The 22,828-nt window shown below is 73.1% G+C and carries 16 protein-coding genes and 1 tRNA gene; 9 read left to right on the forward strand and 8 right to left on the reverse strand.

Going from position 1 to position 22,828, the window contains the following annotated elements; genetic code table 11:
• Positions 1-2 precede the first annotated feature (2 nt).
• The 3 genes from ACWDRR_RS14165 to ACWDRR_RS14175 all read right to left on the reverse strand — a co-directional run bounded on the left by ACWDRR_RS14165 (position 3) and on the right by ACWDRR_RS14175 (position 3,365).
• Positions 3-1,340 carry an HTTM domain-containing protein gene (locus ACWDRR_RS14165; RefSeq protein WP_449772441.1) on the reverse strand — a complete coding sequence of 446 codons (1,338 nt, stop codon included), beginning with the start codon at positions 1,338-1,340 and terminating at the stop codon, positions 3-5.
• Positions 1,341-1,354: 14 nt separating this feature from the next.
• Positions 1,355-2,014 carry a DUF5819 family protein gene (locus ACWDRR_RS14170; RefSeq protein WP_449772442.1) on the reverse strand — a complete coding sequence of 220 codons (660 nt, stop codon included), beginning with the start codon at positions 2,012-2,014 and terminating at the stop codon, positions 1,355-1,357.
• Positions 2,015-2,201: 187 nt separating this feature from the next.
• A complete protein-coding gene (locus tag ACWDRR_RS14175; protein ID WP_449772443.1) occupies positions 2,202-3,365 on the reverse strand; it encodes a rhodanese-like domain-containing protein in 1,164 nt (387 codons plus the stop codon).
• 304 nt (positions 3,366-3,669) lie between these two features.
• Here ACWDRR_RS14175 and ACWDRR_RS14180 point away from each other — a divergent pair, with 304 nt between their 5' ends.
• Positions 3,670-6,453 carry a SpoIIE family protein phosphatase gene (locus tag ACWDRR_RS14180; RefSeq protein WP_449772444.1) on the forward strand — a complete coding sequence of 928 codons (2,784 nt, stop codon included), beginning with the start codon at positions 3,670-3,672 and terminating at the stop codon, positions 6,451-6,453.
• Positions 6,454-6,582: 129 nt separating this feature from the next.
• Here ACWDRR_RS14180 and ACWDRR_RS14185 read toward each other — a convergent pair whose 3' ends face one another.
• Together ACWDRR_RS14185 and ACWDRR_RS14190 are read right to left on the reverse strand one after the other, a co-directional pair.
• On the reverse strand, positions 6,583-7,356 hold the full coding sequence (locus ACWDRR_RS14185; protein ID WP_449772445.1) for a hypothetical protein: 774 nt from the start codon (positions 7,354-7,356) through the stop codon (positions 6,583-6,585).
• 204 nt (positions 7,357-7,560) lie between these two features.
• Positions 7,561-9,387, reverse strand: coding sequence for a phosphatidylglycerol lysyltransferase domain-containing protein (locus tag ACWDRR_RS14190; RefSeq protein ID WP_449772446.1), 1,827 nt, complete (start codon positions 9,385-9,387; stop codon positions 7,561-7,563).
• Positions 9,388-9,704: 317 nt separating this feature from the next.
• On the opposite strand from ACWDRR_RS14190, the gene ACWDRR_RS14195 reads away from it, so the two are divergent.
• Together ACWDRR_RS14195 and ACWDRR_RS14200 are read left to right on the forward strand one after the other, a co-directional pair.
• Complete coding sequence (locus ACWDRR_RS14195) at positions 9,705-10,376, forward strand: response regulator (protein ID WP_449772538.1); 672 nt, start codon at positions 9,705-9,707, stop codon at positions 10,374-10,376.
• Complete coding sequence (locus tag ACWDRR_RS14200; RefSeq protein ID WP_449772447.1) at positions 10,373-11,518, forward strand: sensor histidine kinase; 1,146 nt, start codon at positions 10,373-10,375, stop codon at positions 11,516-11,518. Before ACWDRR_RS14195 ends, ACWDRR_RS14200 begins: the two co-directional genes overlap by 4 nt.
• Before the next feature lie 87 nt (positions 11,519-11,605).
• Here the strand turns inward: ACWDRR_RS14200 and ACWDRR_RS14205 are convergent.
• Positions 11,606-11,689, reverse strand: a tRNA-Leu gene (locus tag ACWDRR_RS14205).
• Between the two features lie 417 nt (positions 11,690-12,106).
• Between ACWDRR_RS14205 and ACWDRR_RS14210 the strand changes: the two genes are divergently transcribed.
• From ACWDRR_RS14210 to pknB, 6 genes are all read left to right on the forward strand, one after another.
• The gene (locus ACWDRR_RS14210; RefSeq protein ID WP_449772448.1) at positions 12,107-12,982 is read left to right on the forward strand and encodes an FhaA domain-containing protein; all 876 of its coding nucleotides are present in this window, start codon (positions 12,107-12,109) and stop codon (positions 12,980-12,982) included.
• Positions 12,983-13,028: 46 nt separating this feature from the next.
• The gene (locus tag ACWDRR_RS14215; RefSeq protein ID WP_449772449.1) at positions 13,029-13,574 is read left to right on the forward strand and encodes an FHA domain-containing protein FhaB/FipA; all 546 of its coding nucleotides are present in this window, start codon (positions 13,029-13,031) and stop codon (positions 13,572-13,574) included.
• Between the two features lie 53 nt (positions 13,575-13,627).
• Positions 13,628-15,280 (forward strand): PP2C family protein-serine/threonine phosphatase, encoded by a 1,653-nt coding sequence (locus tag ACWDRR_RS14220; protein WP_449772450.1) that lies wholly within the window; start codon positions 13,628-13,630, stop codon positions 15,278-15,280.
• Between the two features lie 172 nt (positions 15,281-15,452).
• Complete coding sequence (locus tag ACWDRR_RS14225) at positions 15,453-16,829, forward strand: FtsW/RodA/SpoVE family cell cycle protein (RefSeq protein WP_449772539.1); 1,377 nt, start codon at positions 15,453-15,455, stop codon at positions 16,827-16,829.
• A complete protein-coding gene (locus tag ACWDRR_RS14230; RefSeq protein ID WP_449772451.1) occupies positions 16,826-18,283 on the forward strand; it encodes a peptidoglycan D,D-transpeptidase FtsI family protein in 1,458 nt (485 codons plus the stop codon). The genes ACWDRR_RS14225 and ACWDRR_RS14230 overlap by 4 nt, the downstream gene beginning before the upstream one ends.
• 261 nt (positions 18,284-18,544) lie before the next feature.
• Positions 18,545-20,695: a Stk1 family PASTA domain-containing Ser/Thr kinase gene (gene pknB, locus ACWDRR_RS14235; RefSeq protein WP_449772452.1), complete on the forward strand. Its 2,151-nt coding sequence runs from the start codon at positions 18,545-18,547 to the stop codon at positions 20,693-20,695.
• A 99-nt stretch (positions 20,696-20,794) separates the two neighbouring features.
• Here pknB and ACWDRR_RS14240 read toward each other — a convergent pair whose 3' ends face one another.
• Both ACWDRR_RS14240 and ACWDRR_RS14245 read right to left on the reverse strand, forming a co-directional pair.
• Positions 20,795-21,595 carry a class E sortase gene (locus ACWDRR_RS14240; protein WP_449772453.1) on the reverse strand — a complete coding sequence of 267 codons (801 nt, stop codon included), beginning with the start codon at positions 21,593-21,595 and terminating at the stop codon, positions 20,795-20,797.
• 56 nt (positions 21,596-21,651) lie between these two features.
• The gene (locus ACWDRR_RS14245) at positions 21,652-22,827 is read right to left on the reverse strand and encodes a class E sortase (protein ID WP_449772454.1); all 1,176 of its coding nucleotides are present in this window, start codon (positions 22,825-22,827) and stop codon (positions 21,652-21,654) included.
• Position 22,828 lies beyond the last annotated feature (1 nt).

The raw sequence follows: 22,828 nt of genomic DNA on the forward strand, positions 1-22,828 counted from the left end.
GCTTAGGGGAGCGGCGCCCTCCGGGGGCGGAGGCGGCCGAGGCTCCGGACCCGTGCCCCCGCGCCCCCGAACCGCGCCGCCGCCCAGAGCAGCGCCCCGGTCGGCAGGAAGACCGCGTCCGCCGCGACCATCGCCAGCGAGAACACCGGCAGCCCCAGCAGCACCGCGATCCCCAGGTGCTCGGCCATCATCACCGCCAGCAGCACGTTCTTGACCCGCCGGTGGACCAGCGTGAACGGGAACGCCACCTGCAGCAGCACCGTCCCGTACGAGATCAGGAAGACCGGCAGCAGGGCCGAGCCGGCCAGGGCGGACAGTCCCGGCCAGGGCGTGAAGTAGTCCAGGTGCAGCGGGTAGTAGAGCGCGGTGCCGTCCTGCCAGCGCGAGCCCTGCACCTTGTACCAGCCGGCCGTGGCGTAGATCAGCACCACCTCGGCGGCGATCACCAGCATCGCGCAGTTGTGCACCATGTTCGCCAGCGCGTCCAGCACCGCCCGCGGCTCGCCGTCCGGCCGCAGCCGCCCGAGCACCCACCAGAGCCCGGCCACCGCCCACAGGCCCCAGAACACCGGCGCCCAGCCGACGTGCGGGAAGCCGGCGGTGGTCCAGGTCAGGCTCTCGCCGGAGAAGGCGCCGAGCTGGCAGACCAGCAGCACCGCGCCCAGCACCGCCCAGAGCAGCACCCCGGACCGCCCGGGGGCCGGCCGCCGGGCGTCCAGCGACCAGACCTGCGCGCAGCGGGTGAAGACCAGGTAGACCGCCATCAGGTGGACGACGTTGTCGCCGCCGTCACCGAGGAAGACGTTGCGGTTCTGCAGCGACAGCACGGTGACCAGGAACAGCACGGTGCTCGCCCTGGTCCGCCAGCCCAGCAGGACGGCGAGCGCGGCCAGCACCGCCAGGTGGTAGACCAGCTCGAACCAGAGCCGCCCGCCGAACCACGGCAGCACGGTCAGCGCCCCGTTGTCGGCCAGCAGCCGCTCGGCCAGGTCGAGCGACCACGGCGAGGTGTCGCCGTACAGCAGCCGCCGGTTGGGCCACTCCCGCAGCAGGAAGGCCAGCCAGACCAGCCCGAAGCCGATCCGCACCGCCGCCGCCTGGTGACGCCCCAGCGCCCGCCCGGTGAACGCCGCGAGGGCCCGTGCGGCCGCGGCGCCGGGCGCCGGGCGGGCCCGCCCGGGAGCCGGCGCCGGCCCGTCCGGCGGGCCGGGGTGGGGGTACCCCGCGTCCGGCGGGCCGGGCTGGGGGTGGGGGTCCCTCCCGGCCGAAGGCCAGGGGTGGGGGTCCCTCCCGGCCGAAGGCTGGGGGAGGATGCCGTCGAGCCGCTGCGACCCGACCACGGGCGACACCTCGTTCACCCGAGCCCCCGGAAGTCCTCGTCGCCGACCGGCCACCACGGCAGCTCCCGGACCTTCGGCGCGGGCGGCGCGGCCTCGCCGCTCCAGCCCGGCGGCGGCACGGTCGCGGTCGTCACCCGGAACTCGATCTGCAGGATCCGCTCGCCGTCGACGCTCCGGCCGATCCGCTGCAGCGCGATCCGCTTCAGGTACTGCTCGGCCAGCTTGCCGCGCGGGTTGGTCGGCGAGTCGTCCTGCGCGCTGTGCGAGCCCTCGTAGAAGTCCCAGGCCCGCCGGAGCATGTTCTGGTCGGCGTGGCTGGGCGCGGGGTTGCCGCGGATCGCCGCGATGTCCCGGGCGGTCAGCCCGGTCCAGTCGTGGGTCCTGGTCGCACCGCCGTCCGCGACCGTGCGCACCCGGGCGTCCAGCGTGACGTTCTGCTGCAAGGGGTTGGGCGCGAACAGCTTCCAGTTCTGCTCGAACTCCGGGTACACCAGGCCGTCGACCTGCTCCCGGTACTCCCGGGAGGCCGTGTTGGCCGGGGCCACGTGCAGGAACACCGCGGCCAGGAAGAACCCGGTGCCGGCGACCAGCACCGCGGCCGCCAGTACGAGCACGGCCAGCGCCGGCGTCGACCAAGCCCGCCCGCCCGGCGGTGCCCCGGTGCCCTCGGCCATGGATTCCCCCAGCCTCCGGCCGGGAGGTGCCCCCGCCCCGGCCTTTCGGCCGGGAGGTGCAACCACCCCGCCGGACGTACGCCGCCGGTCCCGTCCCGGCTCGGTCGCGCGCCCATCCTGCCCTACCCGAGGGCCGTCGGTGCCTGCGACGGGGAGGGAATCCCGGCGGTCCCCCGGACCTGCCGCGCTACAGGACGAAGGCGTCCCGGCCGTCGCTGCTCACCATCGGGCGGCCGGCGCCCTCCCACGCGTACATCCCGCCGTCCACGTTGACCGCGTCCCGGCCGTTCTGCACCAGGTACTGGACGACCTGCGCGGAGCGCCCGCCGACCCGGCAGAGCACGTAGAGCTTCTCGTCCGGCAGCTCGCCGAGACGGGCGATCACCTGGCCCATCGGGATGTGCAGCGCACCGTCCACGTGACCCGCGTCCCACTCGTCCTGCTCACGGACGTCCAGCAGGGCGGCGTCGGCAGGGACGGCGGCGGCTTCGGCGGTGGGGATCTGCGCGAACATCGTCTGGTTCTCCTGGGGCTCGGTCCGGTCCGGTCCATTGTCTCCCACCGGCTGCCCGCCGAGCAGCCGTTCCAGCTCGGCCTGCTGGGCGGAGGCCTTGGCCAGCAGCTGGTCGGCGAGCTCCTCCAGGAGCCCGTCCGGGTCCTGCGGGGCGAGGGCGAGCAGCTGGCCCATCGCGGTGTTCTCCAGCCTGACCTGCTCGGTGGCGGTCTCGGCGATCTTGGCGGTGAGCCACTCCAGCCGCCGGCGCAGCCAGCCGAACCGGTCGGGGGAGTCCACCGCGGGCGCCGCCTCGGGGGCGGTGGACCACTCGGCGGCGAGGCCCTCCAGCGCGGCGGTGTCGCCGTACGCGTAGGCCTCGTTGACCCGGGCGATGAAGGCGGCCCGGCGCTGTTGCTCGGCCGGGTCGGTGGTCAGGTCGGGGTGGGCCCGGCGGACCAGCTCGCGGTAGATCCGCTGGGCGTCCCGGCCGGGCCGCACCCGGGTCGGCGCGGCCGGCGGCGCGGTGGCGGCGTCCTGCTCCTGGACACTGTCGAACAGCGCGTCCAGGTCCGGGAGTTCGTCCACCCGCTGGCGCGCCTCGGCGGCCCGCCGGACGTCCTCGGGGTGCCCGGTCCGGGTGGCCACCGTCTCGGCGATCAGCGCGTCCAGCTCGTCCAGCCGGGCGTAGAGCGGGCCGAGCAGCTGATGGTGGATCAGGGCGAAGTTGTCGATCTCGACGCGCAGGGTCTGCATGTCGACGTCCATGGTGAGCCAGGCGAGTTCGGCGGCGGCGACCCGCTCCTCCAGCTCCTGCTGCTCCGGATCCGTCCAACGGGCGGGGCTCTGCGCGGTCACGTCTCGCCTCTGTCTCGTCCTGCCGGCTCGTCCTGCTGCCGTGCCGTCCGCCGTACCGGGACCGGCACGCCCGCCCCGCGGGGCGGCCCGGCCTGCCACCCTACCTCCGTGCGCGCTGCTCCGACCGGGTGGACGGGGAGTGCGGGCGGGCGTACACCCCAGGACACGCAACAAGTACTGATGAATCTCCCCGTTTCGCTATCGAGCCCAGCCCTCTCCGTGCTTCGCTGGTACGCACAGCGTGCCTCCTCCAGAGAGACGGCCACCTCCAGGCGTGGCGGCCAGGCGGGAGCAGACCGAATCCATGGTGGACGAGCCCAACTCAACACCGCGTCCGGCGGCCGTCACGGCCGAATCCGGGGCCGCACCGGGTGACCAGCCCTCAGGGGTGGTCGCGCTGGTCCGGCTCGCCCTTGTCCTGGTCGACCGGACGGGCCGGGTGGCGCAGTGGAGCAGGGCTGCCGAGGAGCTGTTCGGGCACCGCGCCGACGTCACCCACGACCGCCCCGCCTCCGGTCTGCTGCCCGCCGTCGAGCCGCGCAGCGTCCCCGGGCCGGCCGCCGCCCCCGCCGTCCGGCACCGCCGCGACGCGCTGGACACGCTGGCCGAGCTGACCGCCACCGACCGCCCGTGGGCCGGGCAGATGCCCGTCGTGGACCGCGAGGAACACCTGCGCGACGTGCTCTGGTGGGCCTACCCGCTGGCCGGCCCGGCCGGCGGCCTGCTGGCCCTGGCCGCCGACGCCCGCCCGCTGCGCTCCGCCGGGCCGCGGCTCGCGCTCGGCGAGCGCCTGCTGCCGTTCGCCGCCACCCCCGCCGCACAGGGCGGCTTCCACCGGCTCACCGCCGCCCTCACCGCGCCCGGCCGCCCGGTGCCCGAACCGCTCGCCCGGCTGCTGCCGGCCGGCTCCGCCGACCGCCGGGCCCAGCTGCTCGACGGGCTGCGCCGGGCCGGCCTGCCCGCCCTGCGGCTGGACGCCACCACCGTGCTCCCCGTGCTGCCGGCCGATCCGCAGGCCGGCACCGCGCACGCGGCCGCGGGCATCGGCCGCCGCTACCCGACCGCCCAGCAGCGCGCCGCCCGGCTCGGCCCGCCCCCGCAGCCCGAGCAGCCCGCCCCCGGCCGTCGGCCGGCGGGCCCGCTGCCCGTCCAGCGCGAGGCCGCCGACCGGCCCGCCGCGCCGGCCGCCCGGCCCGCCGGCGCCGTGAGCGGCACCCCGGCGGCCGCCCCGACCGTCCCGGCACCGCCCAGAGGAGGCGCCACCATCGAGCAGGCCGCCGTCGAGTCGTCCGCCAACGGCCACCAGGTCCACCGCGGCGACCAGGTCCCACCCGTCGCCGTCCCCTCCCCCGCCTCCGCCTCCGCCGATGTGCTGACCTGCCCGGGCAGCGCCCCGCCGGTGGGCCGGCTCACCCCGTTCCTGACCAACGGCCAGGCCGGCGAGCAACTGGCCCTGCTCAACGAGGTCGGCGGCAAGGTCGGCACCACCCTGGACCTCGGCTTCACGGCGCGCGAGCTCTGCCAGGTGCTCGTCCCCCGGGTCGCCGACTTCGCCTGCGTCGACCTGGTGGACGGCCTGATCTCCGACTCCGAGCTGCCCGAGGCCCGGCCGGACGACGACACCATGCTGCGCCGGGTCGCCCTGGCCAACAACGACTCCGCCGGCCAGTGGGACCACGTCCTCGCCGAGGGCTCGCTGGTCGCGATGCCCCGCCACACCCCGCCCGGGATGGCCCTCCAGCTCAACCAGCCGGTCCTGGTCCCGGTGGTCAGCGAGGACGTCGCGGTCGACTACGCCGCCGCGCTCGGCGGCGCCCGGCTGGCCTCGGTGGTCTCCGGCCGCTCGATGCTGGTGGTGCCGCTCTCCGCCCGGGGCACCGTGCTCGGCATCCTCAAGCTGCTCCGGCTGCCCGACCGCGCCCCCTTCGACGAGGGCGACGCCGCCACCCTCAAGGAGCTGGCCGCCCGCGCCGCGCTCTCGCTGGACAACGCCCGGCTGCACCGCGCCGAGTCCAAGGTCGCCACCACCCTCCAGCGCTCGATGATCCCGACCCGCCCGCCGCAGATCCCCGGCGTGCAGATCGCCCACCGCTACCTGCCGGGCGACCCCAAGGCCGAGGTCGGCGGGGACTGGTTCGACGCGATCCAGCTGCCCGGCAGCCGGGTCGCGCTGGTGGTCGGCGACGTGATGGGCCACGGCATCCACTCGGCCGCCGCGATGGGCCGCTTCCGCACCGCGATGCAGACCCTCGCCGCCCTGGACCTGCCGCCCGGCCAGCTGCTGCGCCACCTGGACAACCTGGCCCAGAAGCTCGGCGACGACCATCTGGCCACCTGCCTGTACGCGGTCTACGACCCGATCAACCGGACCTGCGAGCTGGCCAGCGCCGGCCACGTCCCGCCGGTGCTGGTGCACCCGGACGGCACCGGCGAGCTGCTGGAGATCCCGGCCGGGGCTCCGATCGGCGTCGGCGGGGTGCCGTTCGTCGCCAAGACCATCGACGTGTCGGACGGCTCGATGCTGGTGCTCTGCACCGACGGCCTGGTCGAGGTCAGGGGCGGCGACATAGGAACCGGACTGGCCGCGCTCTGCGGCAACCTGATCGACCCGCAGCGCAGCCCCGAGGAGGCCTGCGACGTCGTCCTGGACCGGCTGCACTCGGACGACCGCAAGGACGACGTCGCCCTGCTGGTGGCCCGCTTCGACGGCGTCGCACCGACCGAGGTGGCCACCTGGGACCTCACCGTGGACCACCGCGAGGTCCGGCGGGCGCGCGCCCTGGTGCGCGAGCAGCTCGCCGCCTGGCACCTGCAGGCGCTCAGCGACACCACCGAGCTGCTGGTCAGCGAGCTGGTGACGAACGCCGTCCGGGTCGCCCGGGACCGCGTGCAGCTCCAGCTGATCCGGGTGGACAAGCTGCTGGTCGAGGTCAGCGACGACAACCACAACCTGCCGTCGCTGGAGCCCGCCGAACAGCTCGGCGAGACCGGCCGCGGGCTGACCCTGGTCACCAAGCTCGCCGAACACTGGGGCACCGCCCGCAAGGCGGTCGGCAAGGTGGTCTGGTTCGAGCTGCCCATCGTCTAGAGCCCACTCGCCTCCGGGGCGCTCGACCCGGTGCCCTGCGGGCCGACCTGCCGTCCGCACGCCGAGCGCCCGACCGCCGGTGGGCGGTCGGGCGCTCGGGCGCTCGGGCGGGAATCCGTCGGCCGGCGGCTACGCCCGGGCCGCGCCCGCCGAGCGGCGGCGGGCCTCGGTGGCCACTTCGATCGAGGCGGCCGCGGCCACCGAGGCCGCCGCGCCGACCCCGGCCAGCACCCGCGGCCAGAAGTCCCCGAACACCTCCACCGAGACGGCGATCAGCAGCGCGGTGATCACCGCGACGACGTGCTCCAGGCCCGCCAGGTTCGGCAGGACGACCGCCTCGCCGACCATCAGCGCGACCACCAGACCGGCCGTGAACCAGGCCCGGCAGCGGAACGCGATGCAGATCGCCAGCGCCACCACCGCCGCCGAGGGGCCGGTGTCGCGGACGTAGGCCACCCACTTCGGGAAGCCGAACATGTGGTCCGGGCCGATCGCCACGCCGACCCGGGCGAACAGCGTCCCGGCCAGGGTGCAGGCGTAGGCCACCACCAGGGTCAGCCGCCGGCCGAGCACGATCTCGGCGATCCCGAAGACCACGAAGACCTGGGCCAGCGCCCCCCAGACCGGCAGGTCCAGCGCCGGCACGTACAACGACAGCGGCGTGCGCAGCAGCGAGACGTCCAGCGGCAGCGCCGCCTTCACCACCCCGATGCGGGTGACGAACCGCTCGCCGCCCGGCAGGTGCTGCACGACGCTGAACAGCAGGATCAGGGCGGTCGCCGTCGTGGCCAGCGGAACGGCGGCGAACTTCTTCGCCACCAGCCGCTCCCGGACCACCCCGAACAACGTCCCCCACTCGGCGACAGCGGCCGCTCCGGCAATAGCCAGCGGCCCCTTTCGCACGCCCCCCGCGTGGGTCCTGTAAATCACAACCGTCTCTCCAAATCCCCGAAGCCGCGAACGCCTTCTCGACCACTCCAACATTAGAAGCCGGTTAATGAATCCACATCGGCATAAAAGTTGAGCTGCCTCATCCTCTGGGGGGAGAGAAAACCCCGAAAGCCCCCCATCCGGACGACCGGCCCCCTCCGCCCCCCGGCGGAGGGGTTACCCCTTCCCGTCCCGTGCGGCCACCGGCACCCGGGACGCCGCGTCGGCTCCCCTGTGCCGGCGACGGAACAGGGCGGGCAGACTCGGTGCGGTGATGAAGCCCTCGGCGCGCGCGCTGGCGATGCCGATGCGCGGAATCTCGCTGCTCTTCTCGAACAGCAGATAGCGCGGCTCCCAGATGGGCCGGTACTTGGCGTTGGCGCGGTACAGCGATTCGATCTGCCACCAGCGCGAGAAGAAGCCCAGCACCGAGCGCCAGAGCCGCAGCACCGGCCCGGCGCCGAGCCGCGACCCGCGCTCGAAAACGGAACGGAACATTGCGAAGTTCAGCGACACCCGGGCCAGCTGGACCTCCTCGGCGCGCTGCAGGAGTTCGATCACCATGAACTCCATCAGCCCGTTCTCGGTGTCCCGGGCCCGGCGCATCAGGTCCAGCGAGAGCCCGTCCGCACCCCACGGCACGAAGCTCAGCAGCGCCTTCAGCTCGCCGTCCCCGTCGTGGCACTCCAGCATCACGCAGCGCCCGTCGCCCGGGTCGCCGAGGCGGCCGAGCGCCATCGAGAAGCCGCGCTCGGTCGCGCCGTCGCGCCACTGGTCGGCCTTGGCCACCAGCTCGGCCATCTCGTACTCGGGGATGTCCTCGTGGCGCCGGATCCGCACGGTGTACCCGGCCCGCTTGACCCGGTTGTACGCCTGGCGGACCACCCGCATCGCCCGGCCGTCCAGCGAGAACTCGTCCAGCTCGACGATCGCCTCGTCGCCCAGCTCCAGTGCGTCCAGCCCGTGCCGGGCGTAGATCACCCCGGCCTCCTCGGAGGCGCCCATCACGGCCGGCGCCCAGGCGTGCTCGCGGGCCTCGGCCAGCCAGGCGTCGATCGCGCCGGGCCAGGCCTCCGGGTCCCCGATCGGGTCGCCCGAGGCCAGCGAGACCCCGCCGACCACCCGGTAGGTCACCGCCGCCTTCCCGCTGGGGGAGAAGACCACCGCCTTGTCCCGGCGCAGCGCGAAGTAGCCCAGCGAGTCCCGGTCGCCCTGCTTCTCCAGCAGGGCCCGCAGCCGCTCCTCGTCCTCCGGGGTCAGCAGCTCCTTGTCCTTGGGGCTGCGGAACGCCACGTAGAGGACCAGGAGGAAGAGCACCCCGCCCATCGCGTTGATGACGGCGTTGACCCAGGTGGGCGCGGTGACCACGGACCGCAGGTGCTCGGAGGGCGTGATGGTGATCATCCGGCCGACCGAGTAGCGGAAGAGGTCCCAGAAGTCGGAGCCCTGGGCGGTGTTGTTCGCCCAGACCAGCAGCGCGCCGACGACCCCGCCGAAGGCCAGGCCGCCGACGAAGGTGGCCGCCGCCGTCTTCGGGTTGGAGCTGTCGCCCTTGGAGGTGAACTCCTTCCGCCCGACCAGCAGCGCCAGCACGAACAGGCAGGTCAGCACGGTGGAGATGTAGTTCAGCGCGTGGTGGTTGAACCGCTCGCCCGGCACCGCCATGGCGAGCAGGTAGAGCACCGCGAACAGCCCGGCCAGCGCGATGTTGAAGATCCACGCGGCCCGCTTGCGCCGCCGCATCGCGATCGCCAGGAACACCGACAGCACCGCGCTGCTCAGACCGGCCGTCATCAGGTAGGGGGTGAAGTACTCGCCCTCGTTGTGCTCGGTCACCTGGTCCCGGAACGGCACCAGCAGCACCGTCACCAGGTTCAGCAGCGCGATCAGGCGCAGGTACCAGACGGTCGCCGCGGCGGCCCTCGGGCGCCAGCGCTCCAGCAGGCCGGCGGGCCGGGGCCCGGCGGACGCGGCGGACGGCTCCGACTTCACAGTGGACGACACAGCTCAATTCCAAACGATCAGATGGTGGGGCGCATCCGCAACACGGGCCGGCGCCGGGCATCCGTGCGCCCGACGGACTGACCAGCGACCCTGGCCATGACCGAAAACCGGTGAAGGGGCAGCCAACTCCATCGTTCCGCACCCCGGGTGAGAATTACGTGAACCCGGTAGCCGATTCCGACCCCCGCCGAACGGCGGGGGTGTCCCGGCGACCGAGCGTTCGGCAGCCCGCCCCCACTGGCCCTAGTCTCGAAATGCTCAAGAAGACTGCATCGAGCGGACCGGCCGGGCCCGGCCGCCCGAACCGAGGAGGGACCATCACCACCACCCGCGTGCTGATCGTGGACGACGAGATCCTGGTCCGTTCCGGCCTCGGCCTGATCGTCGGCTCCGCCCCCGACCTGGAGGTGGTCGGCGACTGCTCCGGCAGCCAGGCCGAGGAGCACGTCCAGCGCCTGCGTCCGCACGTGGTGCTGCTCGACATCCGGATGCCCGACCTCGACGGCATCTCGGTGCTGCGCCGGCTGCGCGCCCTGCCCGACCCGCCGTCGGTGGCGATGCTCACCACCTTCGACACCGACGAGTACATCGGGACCGCGCTGCGCGCCGGCGCGTCCGGCTTCCTGCTCAAGGACACCGCCCCGGAGCAGCTGGTGCACGCCGTCCGGGTGCTCGCGGCCGGCGGCAGCATCCTCTCCCCGACCGTCACCCGCACCGTGATCGGCGGCTACGTGGACGGCGGCGGCCCGGACGCCGAGGCCGCCACGCTGGCCCGCACCCTCACCGGCCGCGAACTCGACGTCCTGGCGCTGCTCGGCGAGGGCCTGTCCAACGCCGAGATCGCCGACCGGCTCTTCCTGGGCACCGGCACGGTGAAGGACCACATCAGCGCGATCCTCGGCAAGCTCGGCGCCGCCAACCGGGTGCAGGCCGCCGTCGTCGCCCACCGGGCCGGCCTGGTCCGGCCGAAACCCGGCAACGGGGCATGACCACCACCGACCTGCCCCCCGCCAGACGCCTGCCGGCCCGGCTCACCGCCCCCTGGCTGATGCTGCTGCTGCCGGCCCTCTACTCGTTGATGGACGCCGCGCTGGTGGCCCGGGGCGCGACCTGGTGGCAGGTCCTGCTCTCACTGCTCGCGGCCGTCGTCCTGCCCTGGCGCCGGCGCTTCCCGGTCACCGTGCTGCTGCTCACCATGCCGGGCAGCTATCTCGCCGACATCTGGCTGGCCCCGATCACCGCCGTCTACACGGTGGCCGCCGAGCGGCCCGCCCCCCGGGTGGTGGTCCCCTGCGCGACGCTCTTCGCGCTGGTCGAGTTCTTCCACTGGCCGCTCTCCGAGCAGTCCCTCGAACCGAGCCGGGAGACGGCGCTGTACGCCATCCAGTCGGTGATGCTGGCCGCCGGCCCGGCCGCCACCGGTCTGCTCTCCCGCACCCGTCGGGAGCTGGCCGCCCGGCTGGACGAGCTGACCCGGGGCCAGGCCAGGGAGAGCCGGCTGCTCGCCGAGCGGGTGCTGATCAGCGAGCGCGGCCGGCTCGCCCGGGAGATGCACGACGTGGTCTCGCACCAGGTCAGCCTGATCAGCATCCAGGCCGGCGCGCTGCAGGTCAGCACCGCCGACCCGGCCGCCGCGGCCACCGCCCGGACGATCCGGGAACTCTCCGTGCGCACCCTGGAGGAGCTGCGGCAGATGGTCGGCGTGCTGCGGGCCGCCGGTGCGCGCCCGGACGCCCCGCTCGCCCCGCAGCCCCGGCTGGCGGACCTCCCCCGGCTGATCGAGGAGAGCGGCCTGGCCGCCGAGGCCGAGCTGTTCCCGGGGGAGGACCCCTGGCCCGAGGCGGTCGAGCGGGCCGCCTACCGGACGGTCCAGGAGGCGCTCACCAACATCACCAAGTACGCCCCGCAGGCCACCGTCCGGGTCCGGGTGCGCGCGGAGGGCCGCCGGCTCCGGGTCGAGGTCCGCAACGACGCCCCGCCGGTGCGGCCCGCCGAGACCCTGCCGGGCGGCGGGCACGGCCTGGTCGGTCTGCGTGAACGGGCACAGCTGCTCGGCGGCACCCTGACCGCCGGCACCACCCCCGACGGCGGTTTCGCGGTGCGGGCCGACCTCCCCGCCGGCCGGGACTGAGGGCGCCGCCTCCCCGGGGGCCGGGCGCCGACCTCCCCGCGAACACGAGAAAGCCCCGCAGATCCGAAGATCTGCGGGGCTTCGCTGTGCGCGAGGGGGGAGTTGAACCCCCACGCCCTTTCGGGCACTGGAACCTGAATCCAGCGCGTCTGCCTATTCCGCCACCCGCGCATGGGTGTTTGTCGTGGTTGCCAGCCGACCAGCCGATCCGCTCGGTACCATGTGGCCTTCGCGGTTCTTCGGTCCGGCTCCCTTGCGGGCGCCCCTTCCGACGTGGAAAACAGTAGCACGACCTGCGGGCCGCCTCCGAATCCGTTTCCCGGGGCGGCCGAGCGCATCCGAACGGATGCCCGGACGAACGGGTGAGCGAGGGATGAGGGGCCGCTCCGACGGGTAGCCCTGGCATGCCGCCGCCGGAATGCGTCACCCTGTGTGTCCGAGCCCACCCCCGGGCACCACGCGGTCCGGGAACCGTATGGATGGCCCCGGCGTGGATACGATCAGTACGGAAGTACCGCAAGTAGGCGCGACCGGCTCCCCGGGATCCGGTCGGCAGGCAGGCGAACGAACCCTGGAAGGGGGTGCCCCATGGGAGTGCTGAAGAAGTTCGAGCAGCGACTTGAGGGTCTCGTCAACGGCACCTTCGCCAAGGTGTTCAAATCCGAGGTCCAGCCCGTGGAGATCGCCGGTGCGCTGCAGCGCGAGTGCGACAACAACGCGAGCATCTGGAACCGCGACCGCACCGTCGTGCCCAACGACTTCATCGTCGAGCTGAGCCCGCACGACTTCGAGCGGCTGAGCCCCTACTCCGGCCAGCTGGGCACCGAGCTGGCCGGCATGGTCCGCGAGTACGCCGAGGCCCAGCGGTACTCCTTCATGGGCACGCTCCAGGTGAACCTGGAGAAGGCCGACGACCTGGACACCGGCCTCTACCGGGTGCGCAGCCGCACGCTGGCCGCCGAGGAGCCGCAGGCGCAGCAGCAGGCCCCGGCGCAGCCCACCCAGGGGGGAGGCTACGGCCGGCCGCCGGCCGCCCCGGCCCCCGGCGCACCGTGGCAGCAGCAGGGCGCCGCCCCCTACAGCGCGCCCCCGCCCCCGGCCGCACCCCCCGCCATGCCCGCCGGCCCGCCGGCGGGCGCCGGCGGCAACGTCCGCCCGTTCCCCGGCGCCGGCCACGGCACCGCCGTGCGCCGCTGGATCGAGGTCAACGGCTCCCGCCACCAGATCACCGGGAACGCCTGCGTGCTCGGCCGCTCCACCGAGGCCGACGTGCGGATCGACGACCCCGGGGTCTCCCGCAAGCACGCCGAGATCCGGCCCGGCACCCCCTCGATGGTGCTCGACCTCGGGTCCACGAACGGCATCGTGGTGGACGGACAGCACACCCAGCGCGCTACGCTCCGCGACGGCTCGCGAATCGTCGTGGGTTCCACCACCATCGTCTACCGACAGGTCGAAGGGTAGTGTCCGATTTGTTCGCTCGCTTCGCTCACTCACGGGCGGGCCGGCCATGTCAGAACTGACCCTGACGGTCATGCGGCTGGGTTTCCTCGCCGTGCTGTGGCTGTTCGTCATCGTCGCGGTCCAGGTGATCCGCAGTGACCTGTTCGGGACCAGGGTGAACCCCCGCTCCTCCCGCCGGGGCGGTGCCGCGACCGCGGCCGCCGCCGCCACCGCGGCCACCGCTCCGTTGCCCGGGCGGGCCCCGCAGGGCCAGCCCGCTCCCGCCCCCCAGACCCAGGGCGGCGGCCGGCGCCGCGGCGCCCCGACCCAGCTGGTCGTGGTGCAGGGCTCGCTGGCCGGTACGACCGTCGCGCTGCAGGGCCAGACCATCACGCTGGGCCGGGCGCACGACTCCACCATCGTGCTGGACGACGACTACGCGTCCTCCCGGCATGCCAGGATCTATCCGGATCAGACTGGGCAGTGGACGGTCGAGGATCTAGGCTCCACCAACGGCACCTATCTGGACCGGCAGCGCCTGACCGCGCCGACCCCGCTCCAGCCGGGCATGCCGATCCGTATCGGCAGGACCGTCATCGAACTGCGGAAGTAGTAGCGCATGAGGGACAGCATCCCGTCCATGACCCAGAGGGGGGCTCAGGTCGCATGACCCTGGTGCTGCGCTTCGCCGCCGGCTCCCACAAGGGGCTGATCCGGGAGGGGAACGAGGATTCCGGCTACGCCGGGCCGCGGCTGCTGGCCGTGGCCGACGGCATGGGCGGCGCCGCGGCCGGCGAGGTCGCGTCCTCCGAGGTGCTCGGCTCGATCGTCCGGCTGGACGAGGACGTGCCCGGCGCCGATCTGCTGACCCTGCTCGGTGACGCCGTCCAGGGCGCCAACGACCGCCTCCGGCAGATGGTCGAGGAGGACCCGCAGCTGGAGGGCATGGGCTGCACCCTCACCGCGATGCTCTGGACGGGCCAGCGGATGGGCCTGGTGCACGTCGGCGACTCCCGCGCGTACCTGCTGCGGGACGGCTCGCTGGTGCAGATCACCCAGGACCACACCTGGGTGCAGCGCCTGGTCGACGAGGGCCGGATCACGCCCGAGGAGGCCGAGACCCACCCGCAGCGCTCGCTGCTGATGCGGGCGCTGGACGGCCGCGGCCAGGTCGAGCCCGACCTGTCGATCCGCGAGGTCCGGGCCGGCGACCGCTACCTGATCTGCTCCGACGGCCTCTCCGGCCCGGTCAGCCACCAGACCCTCCAGGACACCCTCGGGAGCTTCTACTCCCCCGAGCAGACCGTGCAGGAGCTGATCCAGCTCGCGCTGCGCGGCGGCGGTCCGGACAACATCACCTGCATCGTGGCGGACGTCCTCGACGTCGGCGCCACGGACACCCTGAGCGGTCAGTTCAACGACGTCCCGGTGGTGGTCGGCGCGGTCGCCGAGACCCCGCCGTCCTCGACCGTCGCCGACCAGTCGATCCGGGACACCCCGGCCGGCCGGGCGGCCGGTCTCGGTCGCTCCCCGCAGGGCGCCTTCGGCCCGGCCGAGGGCTACGACGCCGGCTACGGCGCCGCCCCGGCCGGCTTCGGCCCCGCCGAGGGCTACGACGGCTTCGGCGCCGGCGAGCCGTCGGTGTACGGCACCGAGGAGTTCGACGACGAGGCCCGGCCCAAGCGCAGGAGCGGGGCGCTCAAGCTCTCGCTGGCCGCGCTGGTCGCCCTGGGCGTGCTGGGCGGCGTCGGCTTCTTCGGCTACCAGTGGACCCAGGACCAGTACTACGTCGGCGTGGACGGCGACCACGTCGCGGTCTACCAGGGCCTCAACCAGAGCCTCGCCGGGGTGAGCCTGTCCTCGGTGCACACCTCGTACAAGGACATCGAGCTCAAGTACCTGCCGCAGGACCAGCGCACCCACGTCACCAACACCATCTCGGCCAGCAGCCTGGGTGACGCCGACGACAAGGTGAAGAAGCTCGGCGAGCAGGCGGCGTTCTGCCACAAGGTCGCCGACGCCCGGACGGCCGCGGCCAACCCGGCGCTGCCGGGCACCGCGCCGGCCGGCCAGCCGGCCACCGCCGCGGTGGCGCACGCCGGGTTCCTGACGGCCACCGCGCCGGCGCCGTCGCCCTCGGGGACGGTCGGCCGGGCCCCGGCCGCCGCCGCTCCCACGAACACGGCCACCCCGACCCCCACCCCGACCACGGCCGCCCCGAGCCAGAGCGCCGCCGCCCCGGGCACCGGGGCGCAGGGCGACCTGCCCGGCCTGACGGACGAGGAGCGGCAGAAGGCCGACTCCTGCCCGAAGCCGTGACGGCCGCGACCCGACATAGGCCCGCCCCGAGCGGGCCTGCCGGCCGTCAGGGAGCGGTCACCACGTGAGCACCTTCGACCTCAGCAACGGCGCCGACAGCCGGTCCGGCGACCGCCGGGCCAACGGCGTACCGCCCGACCGGGCCTCCTCCCGGCGCCGGGGCAACACCACCATCTCCGCGCCCGGCACGCCCAACCGGCGCAACACCGAGCTGGCGATGCTGGCCTTCGCGGTGCTGCTGCCGGTCCTCGCGTACGCCAACGTAGGCCTCGCGATGGACGACTCGCTGCCGGCCGGCATGCTCGGCTACGGCCTCGGCATGGGGGCGCTGGCCCTGGTCGCGCACCTGCTGATGCGCCGCTTCGCGCCGTACGCGGACCCGCTGATGCTGCCGATCGCCACCCTGCTCAACGGGCTCGGCGTGGTGATGATCTGGCGGCTCGACAAGGCCGGGAAGCTGCTGCACAACAACTACCCGGCGGCCGCCAACCAGCTGATGTGGTCGGGCCTCGGGGTTGCGTTCTTCATCTTTGTGATGATCTTCCTGAAGGACCACCGGGTCCTCCAGCGCTACACCTACATCTCGATGGCGGCGGCCCTGGTGCTGCTCGCGGCGCCGGCCTTCTTCCCGGCCCGCAAGGAGGACTTCGGCGCCAAGATCTGGATCCGGATGGGCGCCTTCTCGATCCAGCCCGGTGAGTTCGCCAAGATCATCCTGACCGTCTTCTTCGCCGGCTACCTGATGGTCAAGCGCGACGCCCTGGCGCTGGCCAGCCGCCGCTTCATGGGCCTCTACCTGCCGCGCGGCCGCGACCTCGGGCCGATCATCGTGATCTGGCTGCTCAGCCTGCTGATCCTGATCTTCGAGAACGACCTCGGCTCGTCCTTCCTGTACTTCGGCCTCTTCGTGGTGATGCTGTACGTCGCCACCGAACGCACCAGCTGGATCGTCTTCGGCCTGCTGATGTCCGTCGGCGGTGCCGTCGCGGTGGCCTCCACCGCCAGCCACGTCAAGACCCGGATCGACGCCTGGCTCGACCCGATGGCCGCCTTCGCCCCCAAACCGCCACCGGGTTCGACGGAACAGATCGGCCAGTCGCTGATGGCGCTCGGCTCCGGCGGGGTGACCGGTTCGGGCCTGGGCCAGGGCCGTTCCTGGCTGATCGACTTCGCCGCCAAGAGCGACTTCATCCTCGGCTCGTTCGGCGAGGAGCTCGGCCTCACCGGCATCATGGCGATCTTCATGCTCTACGCCCTGCTGGTCCAGCGCGGCCTGCGCACCGCCATCGCGGCCCGGGACCCGTTCGGCAAGCTGTTCGCCGTCGGCCTCTCCTCGGCCATGGCGCTCCAGGTCTTCGTGGTGGCCGGCGGTGTCACCGGGCTGATCCCGCTGACCGGTATGACCATGCCGTTCCTCGCCCAGGGCGGGTCCTCGGTGGTCGCCAACTGGGCACTGGTCGCGATCCTGCTGAAGATCAGCGACAGCGCCCGCCGCCCCGGGGTGGAACCGGCCCCGGCCACCGAGCTCCAGGGGGGAACAGCCTCGTGAACAAGCCGATCCGCCGGGTCTCGATCTTCTGCCTGGTCCTGATCCTGGCCCTGATGGTGCGCACCAACTGGGTGCAGGGCGTCCAGGCCGAGGCCTGGGCCACCAACAAGAACAACAAGCGGCAGGTCTACGACCGGTACGCCCACCCGCGCGGCAACATCATCGTCGGCGGCCAGCCGGTCACCCAGTCCGACTTCGTCAACGGCCTGCGCTACAAGTACAAGCGCTCCTGGGTCGACGGCCCGATGTACGCGCCGGTGACCGGGTACTCCTCGCAGTCCTTCGGCGCCAGCCAGCTGGAGCAGCTGGAGGACGGCATCCTCTCCGGCAGCGACGACCGGCTCTTCTTCCGCAACACCCTGGACATGCTGACCGGGGAGCCGAAGAAGGGCGGCGACGTCGTCACGACGATCAACGCCAAGGCCCAGAAGGCGGCCTTCGACGGCCTCGGCAACAAGAAGGGCGCGGTGGTCGCGCTCGACCCGCGCACCGGCGCGATCCTGGCGCTGGTCTCCACCCCGTCCTACGACCCCGGCGCCTTCGCGGGCAGCGAGTCCGCCGACTCCAAGGCCTGGGTGGACCTCAACGCGGACCCGAACAAGCCGATGCTCAACCGCGCGCTGCGCGAGACGTACCCGCCCGGCTCGACCTTCAAGCTGGTCACCGCGACGGCGGCGTTCGAGAACGGCGTGTTCCAGAACATCGACGACCAGACCCAGACGCCCGAGCCGTACACCCTGCCGGGCACCAAGACCAACCTGAACAACGAGAGCCCCAACGAGCGCTGCGAGAACGCCACGCTCAAGTCCGCGATGGACCAGTCCTGCAACACGGTCTACGGCAAGATCGGCGCCGAGCTCGGCGGCGACAAGATGCGCGCCCAGGCCGAGAAGTTCGGCTTCAACAGCACCGTGGACACCCCGATCCGCTCCGAGAAGAGCTTCTTCCCGAGCAGCTCCACCCCGGACGGCACCGCGATGGACTCGATCGGCCAGCACGACACCCGGGCCACCCCGCTGCAGATGGCCATGATCGCCGCCGCGATCGCCAACAACGGCTCGCTGATGCAGCCGTACCTGGTGGACCAGGAGCGCTCGGCCTCGCTGACCACCGTCTCCAAGCACACCGAGAAGCAGTTCTCCCAGCCGATGAGCCCGGCCACCGCGCAGAAGATGCAGGACCTGATGGTCTCGGTGGTCGAGAACGGCACCGGCAAGAACGCCAAGATCCCGGGCCTGACGGTCGGCGGCAAGACCGGCACCGCGCAGCACGGCGAGGACAACGCCGGACTGCCGTTCGCCTGGTTCACCTCCTACGCCAAGACCGCCGACGGCCAGTCGGTCGCGGTGGCGGTGGTGGTCGAGGACGGCTCCAACAACCGTGACGGCATCAGCGGCGGCCGGCTCGCCGCACCCATCGCCAAGGCGGTGATGCAGGCCGCCCTCGGCAAGTAGGGAGCGGCCGTCACAGGTGCGTGGAATGTCACGATCGGCCCCTCCGTCCGGATACCGGTCTGGTATCGGCCGACGGCCGACTCCGGTCCGGCCCGGTGCGACCGGTAGCGTATCCGCAGCAGCGGGTGTGCCCGTTGCCGCCCGCGAGACGTCAAAGGGTCCTGATCGCAGAACCACCCGGGGCCGGGTCGGCGTCACTCAGAGCGTGCGGGGACACCTACGTCACAACCTCACCGGCGGGTGAGGGAGAGGGTCGGAACTATGGAAGAGCCTCGTCGCCTAGGCGGCAGGTACGAGCTCGGCGGCGTCCTCGGACGCGGCGGCATGGCCGAGGTGTACCTCGCCCATGACTCCCGGCTCGGCCGTTCCGTCGCAGTGAAGACGCTCCGGGCCGACATGGCCCGTGATCCGTCCTTCCAGGCCCGCTTCCGCCGTGAGGCGCAGTCCGCGGCGTCACTGAACCACCCCGCGATCGTCGCCGTGTACGACACCGGCGAGGACTACATCGACGGCATCTCCATCCCGTACATCGTGATGGAGTACGTCGAGGGGTCCACCCTGCGCGAGCTGCTGCACTCCGGCCGCCGGCTGCTGCCGGAGCGGGCGCTGGAGATGACCATCGGCATCCTCCAGGCCCTGGAGTACTCGCACCGGGCCGGCATCGTGCACCGCGACATCAAGCCCGCCAACGTCATGCTGACCCGGCAGGGCAACGTCAAGGTCATGGACTTCGGCATCGCCCGGGCGATGGGCGACGCCGGAATGACCATGACGCAGACCTCCGCCGTCATCGGGACCGCGCAGTACCTCTCCCCCGAGCAGGCCAAGGGCGAGCAGGTCGACGCCCGCTCCGACCTCTACTCCACCGGCTGCCTGCTGTACGAGCTGCTGACCGTGCGCCCGCCGTTCGTCGGCGACTCGCCGGTCGCGGTGGCCTACCAGCACGTCCGGGAAGAGGCGCAGCCGCCGTCCGTCTTCGACCCCGAGGTGCGCCCCGAGATCGACGCGATCGTGCTGAAGGCGCTCGCCAAGGACCGCGACTACCGGTACCAGAGCGCCGACGAGATGCGCGACGACATCGAGCGCTTCCTGGACGGCCTCCCCGTGGCCGCCGCCCAGCAGGCCGCCGCGTACGGCATGGGCGGCGCGGCCGGGTACGGCTACGACCAGAACGGCTACCCGCAGCACGACCCGTACGGCCAGACCAACGTGCTGCCGCAGCAGCCCGGCGGCGGGCCGACCACGATGCTGCCGCAGGCCGGCGGACAGCCCGGCTACGGCCAGCAGCCCGGCTACCAGGACGACGGCTACGGCCAGACCTACTCCGGTGCCCCGGGCGGCGGCAACGACGGCTACGACGACGGCTACGGCCGCGGCCGGGGCCGGCGCGGCGAGGAGCCGCCGAAGAAGAGCAACACCTCCTGGATCCTGCTGGCGGTGGCCGCCGTGCTGGTCCTGGTCGGCACCTTCTTCGTCGCCCAGGCGATGTTCGGCGACAAGAAGGGCGACGACAAGAAGGAAGCCCCGAAGGTCACCGCGCCGAGCCTGGTCGGCAAGAGCCTCGCCGACGCCAAGACCCTGGCCGCGCAGGCCGGCCCCAAGCTGGTGGTGACCGAGGGCGAGAAGATGGCCTGCCCGGACGCCGCCGTCAAGAAGGACCAGGTCTGCACCCAGAACCCGGCGGCCGGCGGCTCGATCGCGGAGACCGCCACCATCACGGTGCAGCTCTCCTCGGGCCCGGCCAAGGCCAACGTGCCGTCCGTCGTCGGCAAGACCAAGGACCAGGCGATCAAGGCGCTCAACGACGCCGGCTTCACCAACATCCCGGCCCCCGAGTACAAGGACGACGACACCGCTCCGCAGGAGCAGGTCACCGCCCAGGACCCGGCGGCCGGCGCTCCCGGTGACCCGACCGCGCCGGTGAAGCTGACGGTCTCCCAGGGCAAGACCAAGGTCCAGGTCCCCGGTGTGGTCGGCCAGCAGAAGGAGGCCGCGCAGACCGCTCTGGAGAGCGCCGGCTTCCAGGTCGACGCCTCGAAGACCACGCCGACCAACGACCCCACCAAGGTCAACACCGTCTTCTCGCAGTCGCTCCCGGCGAACAGCAAGGCCCCGGCCAACTCGAAGATCACCCTGACGATCTACAAGGCGCCGGACAAGGTCACCGTGCCGCCGCTGCAGAACGTCCTGGTCAAGGACGCCACCAAGCAGTTGGCGCAGCTCGGCCTGGGCTACACGCTGCTCGGCTCGCAGGACCCGAACGGCACGGTCACGGGTGTCATGCCGATCGCGGGCACCCAGGTGGACCCGAACACCTCGATCACCCTGATGGTGAAGCCGCCCGAGCCCACCAAAGGGGGCGACTCCCCCACCAACCCCTCACCGTCCAACACCAAAGGGGGCAACCCCTAGCCCCTGGTTCCCCTGGTTCTGAGGCAGGTACGCCCGAGGGCCCGTCGCAGCTGCTGCGACGGGCCCTCGGGCGTTCGGCGTTCCTGCCCCGCGACGCGGTCAGTGGCGCAGCTCGGGCGGCGGGGTGCGCGCGGCGTCGATCGGGTCGACCCGCACCAGGCTGCCCCAGACGGCCATCCGGTAGCGCGAGGTGTAGACCGGCGTACAGGTCGTCAGGGTGATGTAGCGCCCCGGGGCCTGGTAGCCCGAGCCCTTGGGGACGGGGGCGACGATGCCGGTGTCGAACTTGGAGGTCTCCGGCAGGGTGCTGTCGACCTTGTAGACGTACCACTTGTCCTTGGTCTCGACCACGATCGCGGCGCCCTTGTGGACGGCGTCGAGGTCGTGGAACTTCGCCCCGTGGCCGTCCCGGTGCGCGGCCAGCGCGAAGTTGCCGCTCTCGTCCCAGGGCATCGCGGCGCGGTAGGGCTGCTCGTACACCCCGGCGACGCCCTCGGCCAGGGTGTCGGCGTCGGTGCCCATCCGGATCAGCACCTGGTAGTCCTTGCCCATCGCGGGCACGTGCAGGAAGCCGACCGCGTCGCCCGCCGCGAAGGCCGGGCCGGGCGCCGCGGAGGGGCCCGGGGTGGCGGGGGCGCCGGGGGCGGCCGGGGGGGCGCTGGTCGGCCCCGCCGCCCAGGCGCTGCGCAGCCGGTCGGAGGCCTGCGCCGCGGCCGCGTCGGCCTGCACGTTGGTCCACCAGAGCGAGTAGGCGACGAACAGGCCGAGCACCAGGCCCAGGGTGATCAGCAGTTCGCCGAAGACGCCGAGCGCGGCCAGCGCCCGGCCCCGCCGCCGGCGGGCGGGCGCGGGCGGCGGGAAGGCCTCCGTCGCCGGCTCGACCGTCTCGTGCTGGGTCACCTGTACTCCCCCTCGCTTGCTGTCCGACCGGCGCGACGGCCCGACCGCCGCGGCCGCTAGCCGACCGTGAGGCCGGGCGGCTTGCCCTGGCTCCGCGGCCGTTCCTCGATCATCTTGCCAAAGAGGATCAGACGCGCCTTGGAGCTGAACTCCGGCGTGCAGGTGGTCAGGGTGATGTAGCGGCCCGCCTGGTTGTACCCGGAGCCGTTGGGCACCGGCTTGATCACGCTCACGTTGGACGGCGGGGTCTCCGGAATGCCGCCGGTGATCTCGTAGACGTAGTACGCGGTGGCGGTCTCCACCACGATCTTGTCGCCCTTGCCGAGCTGGTTGATGTGCCGGAACGGCTCGCCGTGGGTGTTGCGGTGCGCGGCCAGCGCGAAGTTGCCCGCCTTGTCGGCCGGCATCCCGGTACCGCTGTAGTGGCCGACCAGGCCCTTGTCGAGCACCGCCGACTTGGAGGTGCCCTCGGCGATCGGGAACTTCAGGCCCAGCTTCGGCAGATGGATGATCGCGAAGCCCTTGCCCGGCTCGAAGGTCTCCGGCTTGGCCGGGTCCGGTGCGGGCTGCCCGGGCGCACCGGGCGCCGGGGCCGCGTCGAACTGCTGCTCCAGCTGGTTGCGGGCACCGTCGGCGGCCGCGTCGGCCTGCACGTTGGTCCACCAGAGCTGGTAGGAGACGAAGAGCAGCATCACCAGGCCGAGCGTGATGCACAGCTCGCCGACGAGGCGCGCGACCACCACGGCCGGCGACTCCTTGGGCCGTGCCCGGCCCGTGGCGGCCGCACCGGCCGCCCGGCGGCGCCCCCCGCCCGAGCGCACCGACATCCGGCCCTGCGCGGCGCGCCGGCGCTCGGCCCGGCCGCCGACGGGCGGCGCCGCCTCGCCCAGGTCGGCCGGGAGGCGCAGCTGGAGCGTCTGGTCGGCCAGCCAGGGGTACTCGGGCTGCTCCGGGAGGGCCTGGGCGCCCTGACCGGGCTGCGCGGCCTGCTCGTAGACGCTCCAGCCGTCCTCGGCCCCACCCTGCTCCGGGTGGCCCGGCCGGGGGCCGTCCGGCCCGGGCGACTGCGCCCCGTACGGGTCGTGCTGCTGGTACTGGCTGTTCGGCGCGTACTGGCCCCGGCCGCCGTACTGCGGGCCCTGCTGCCGGTACGGGCCGCCGGGGCCGTACGCGTCGGCCCCCTGCGGATCCGTCCCCGACTGGTAACGCCCCTCCGGGCGCACGGCGGTCATG

It is taken from the genome of Kitasatospora sp. NPDC003701 (assembly GCF_053587085.1).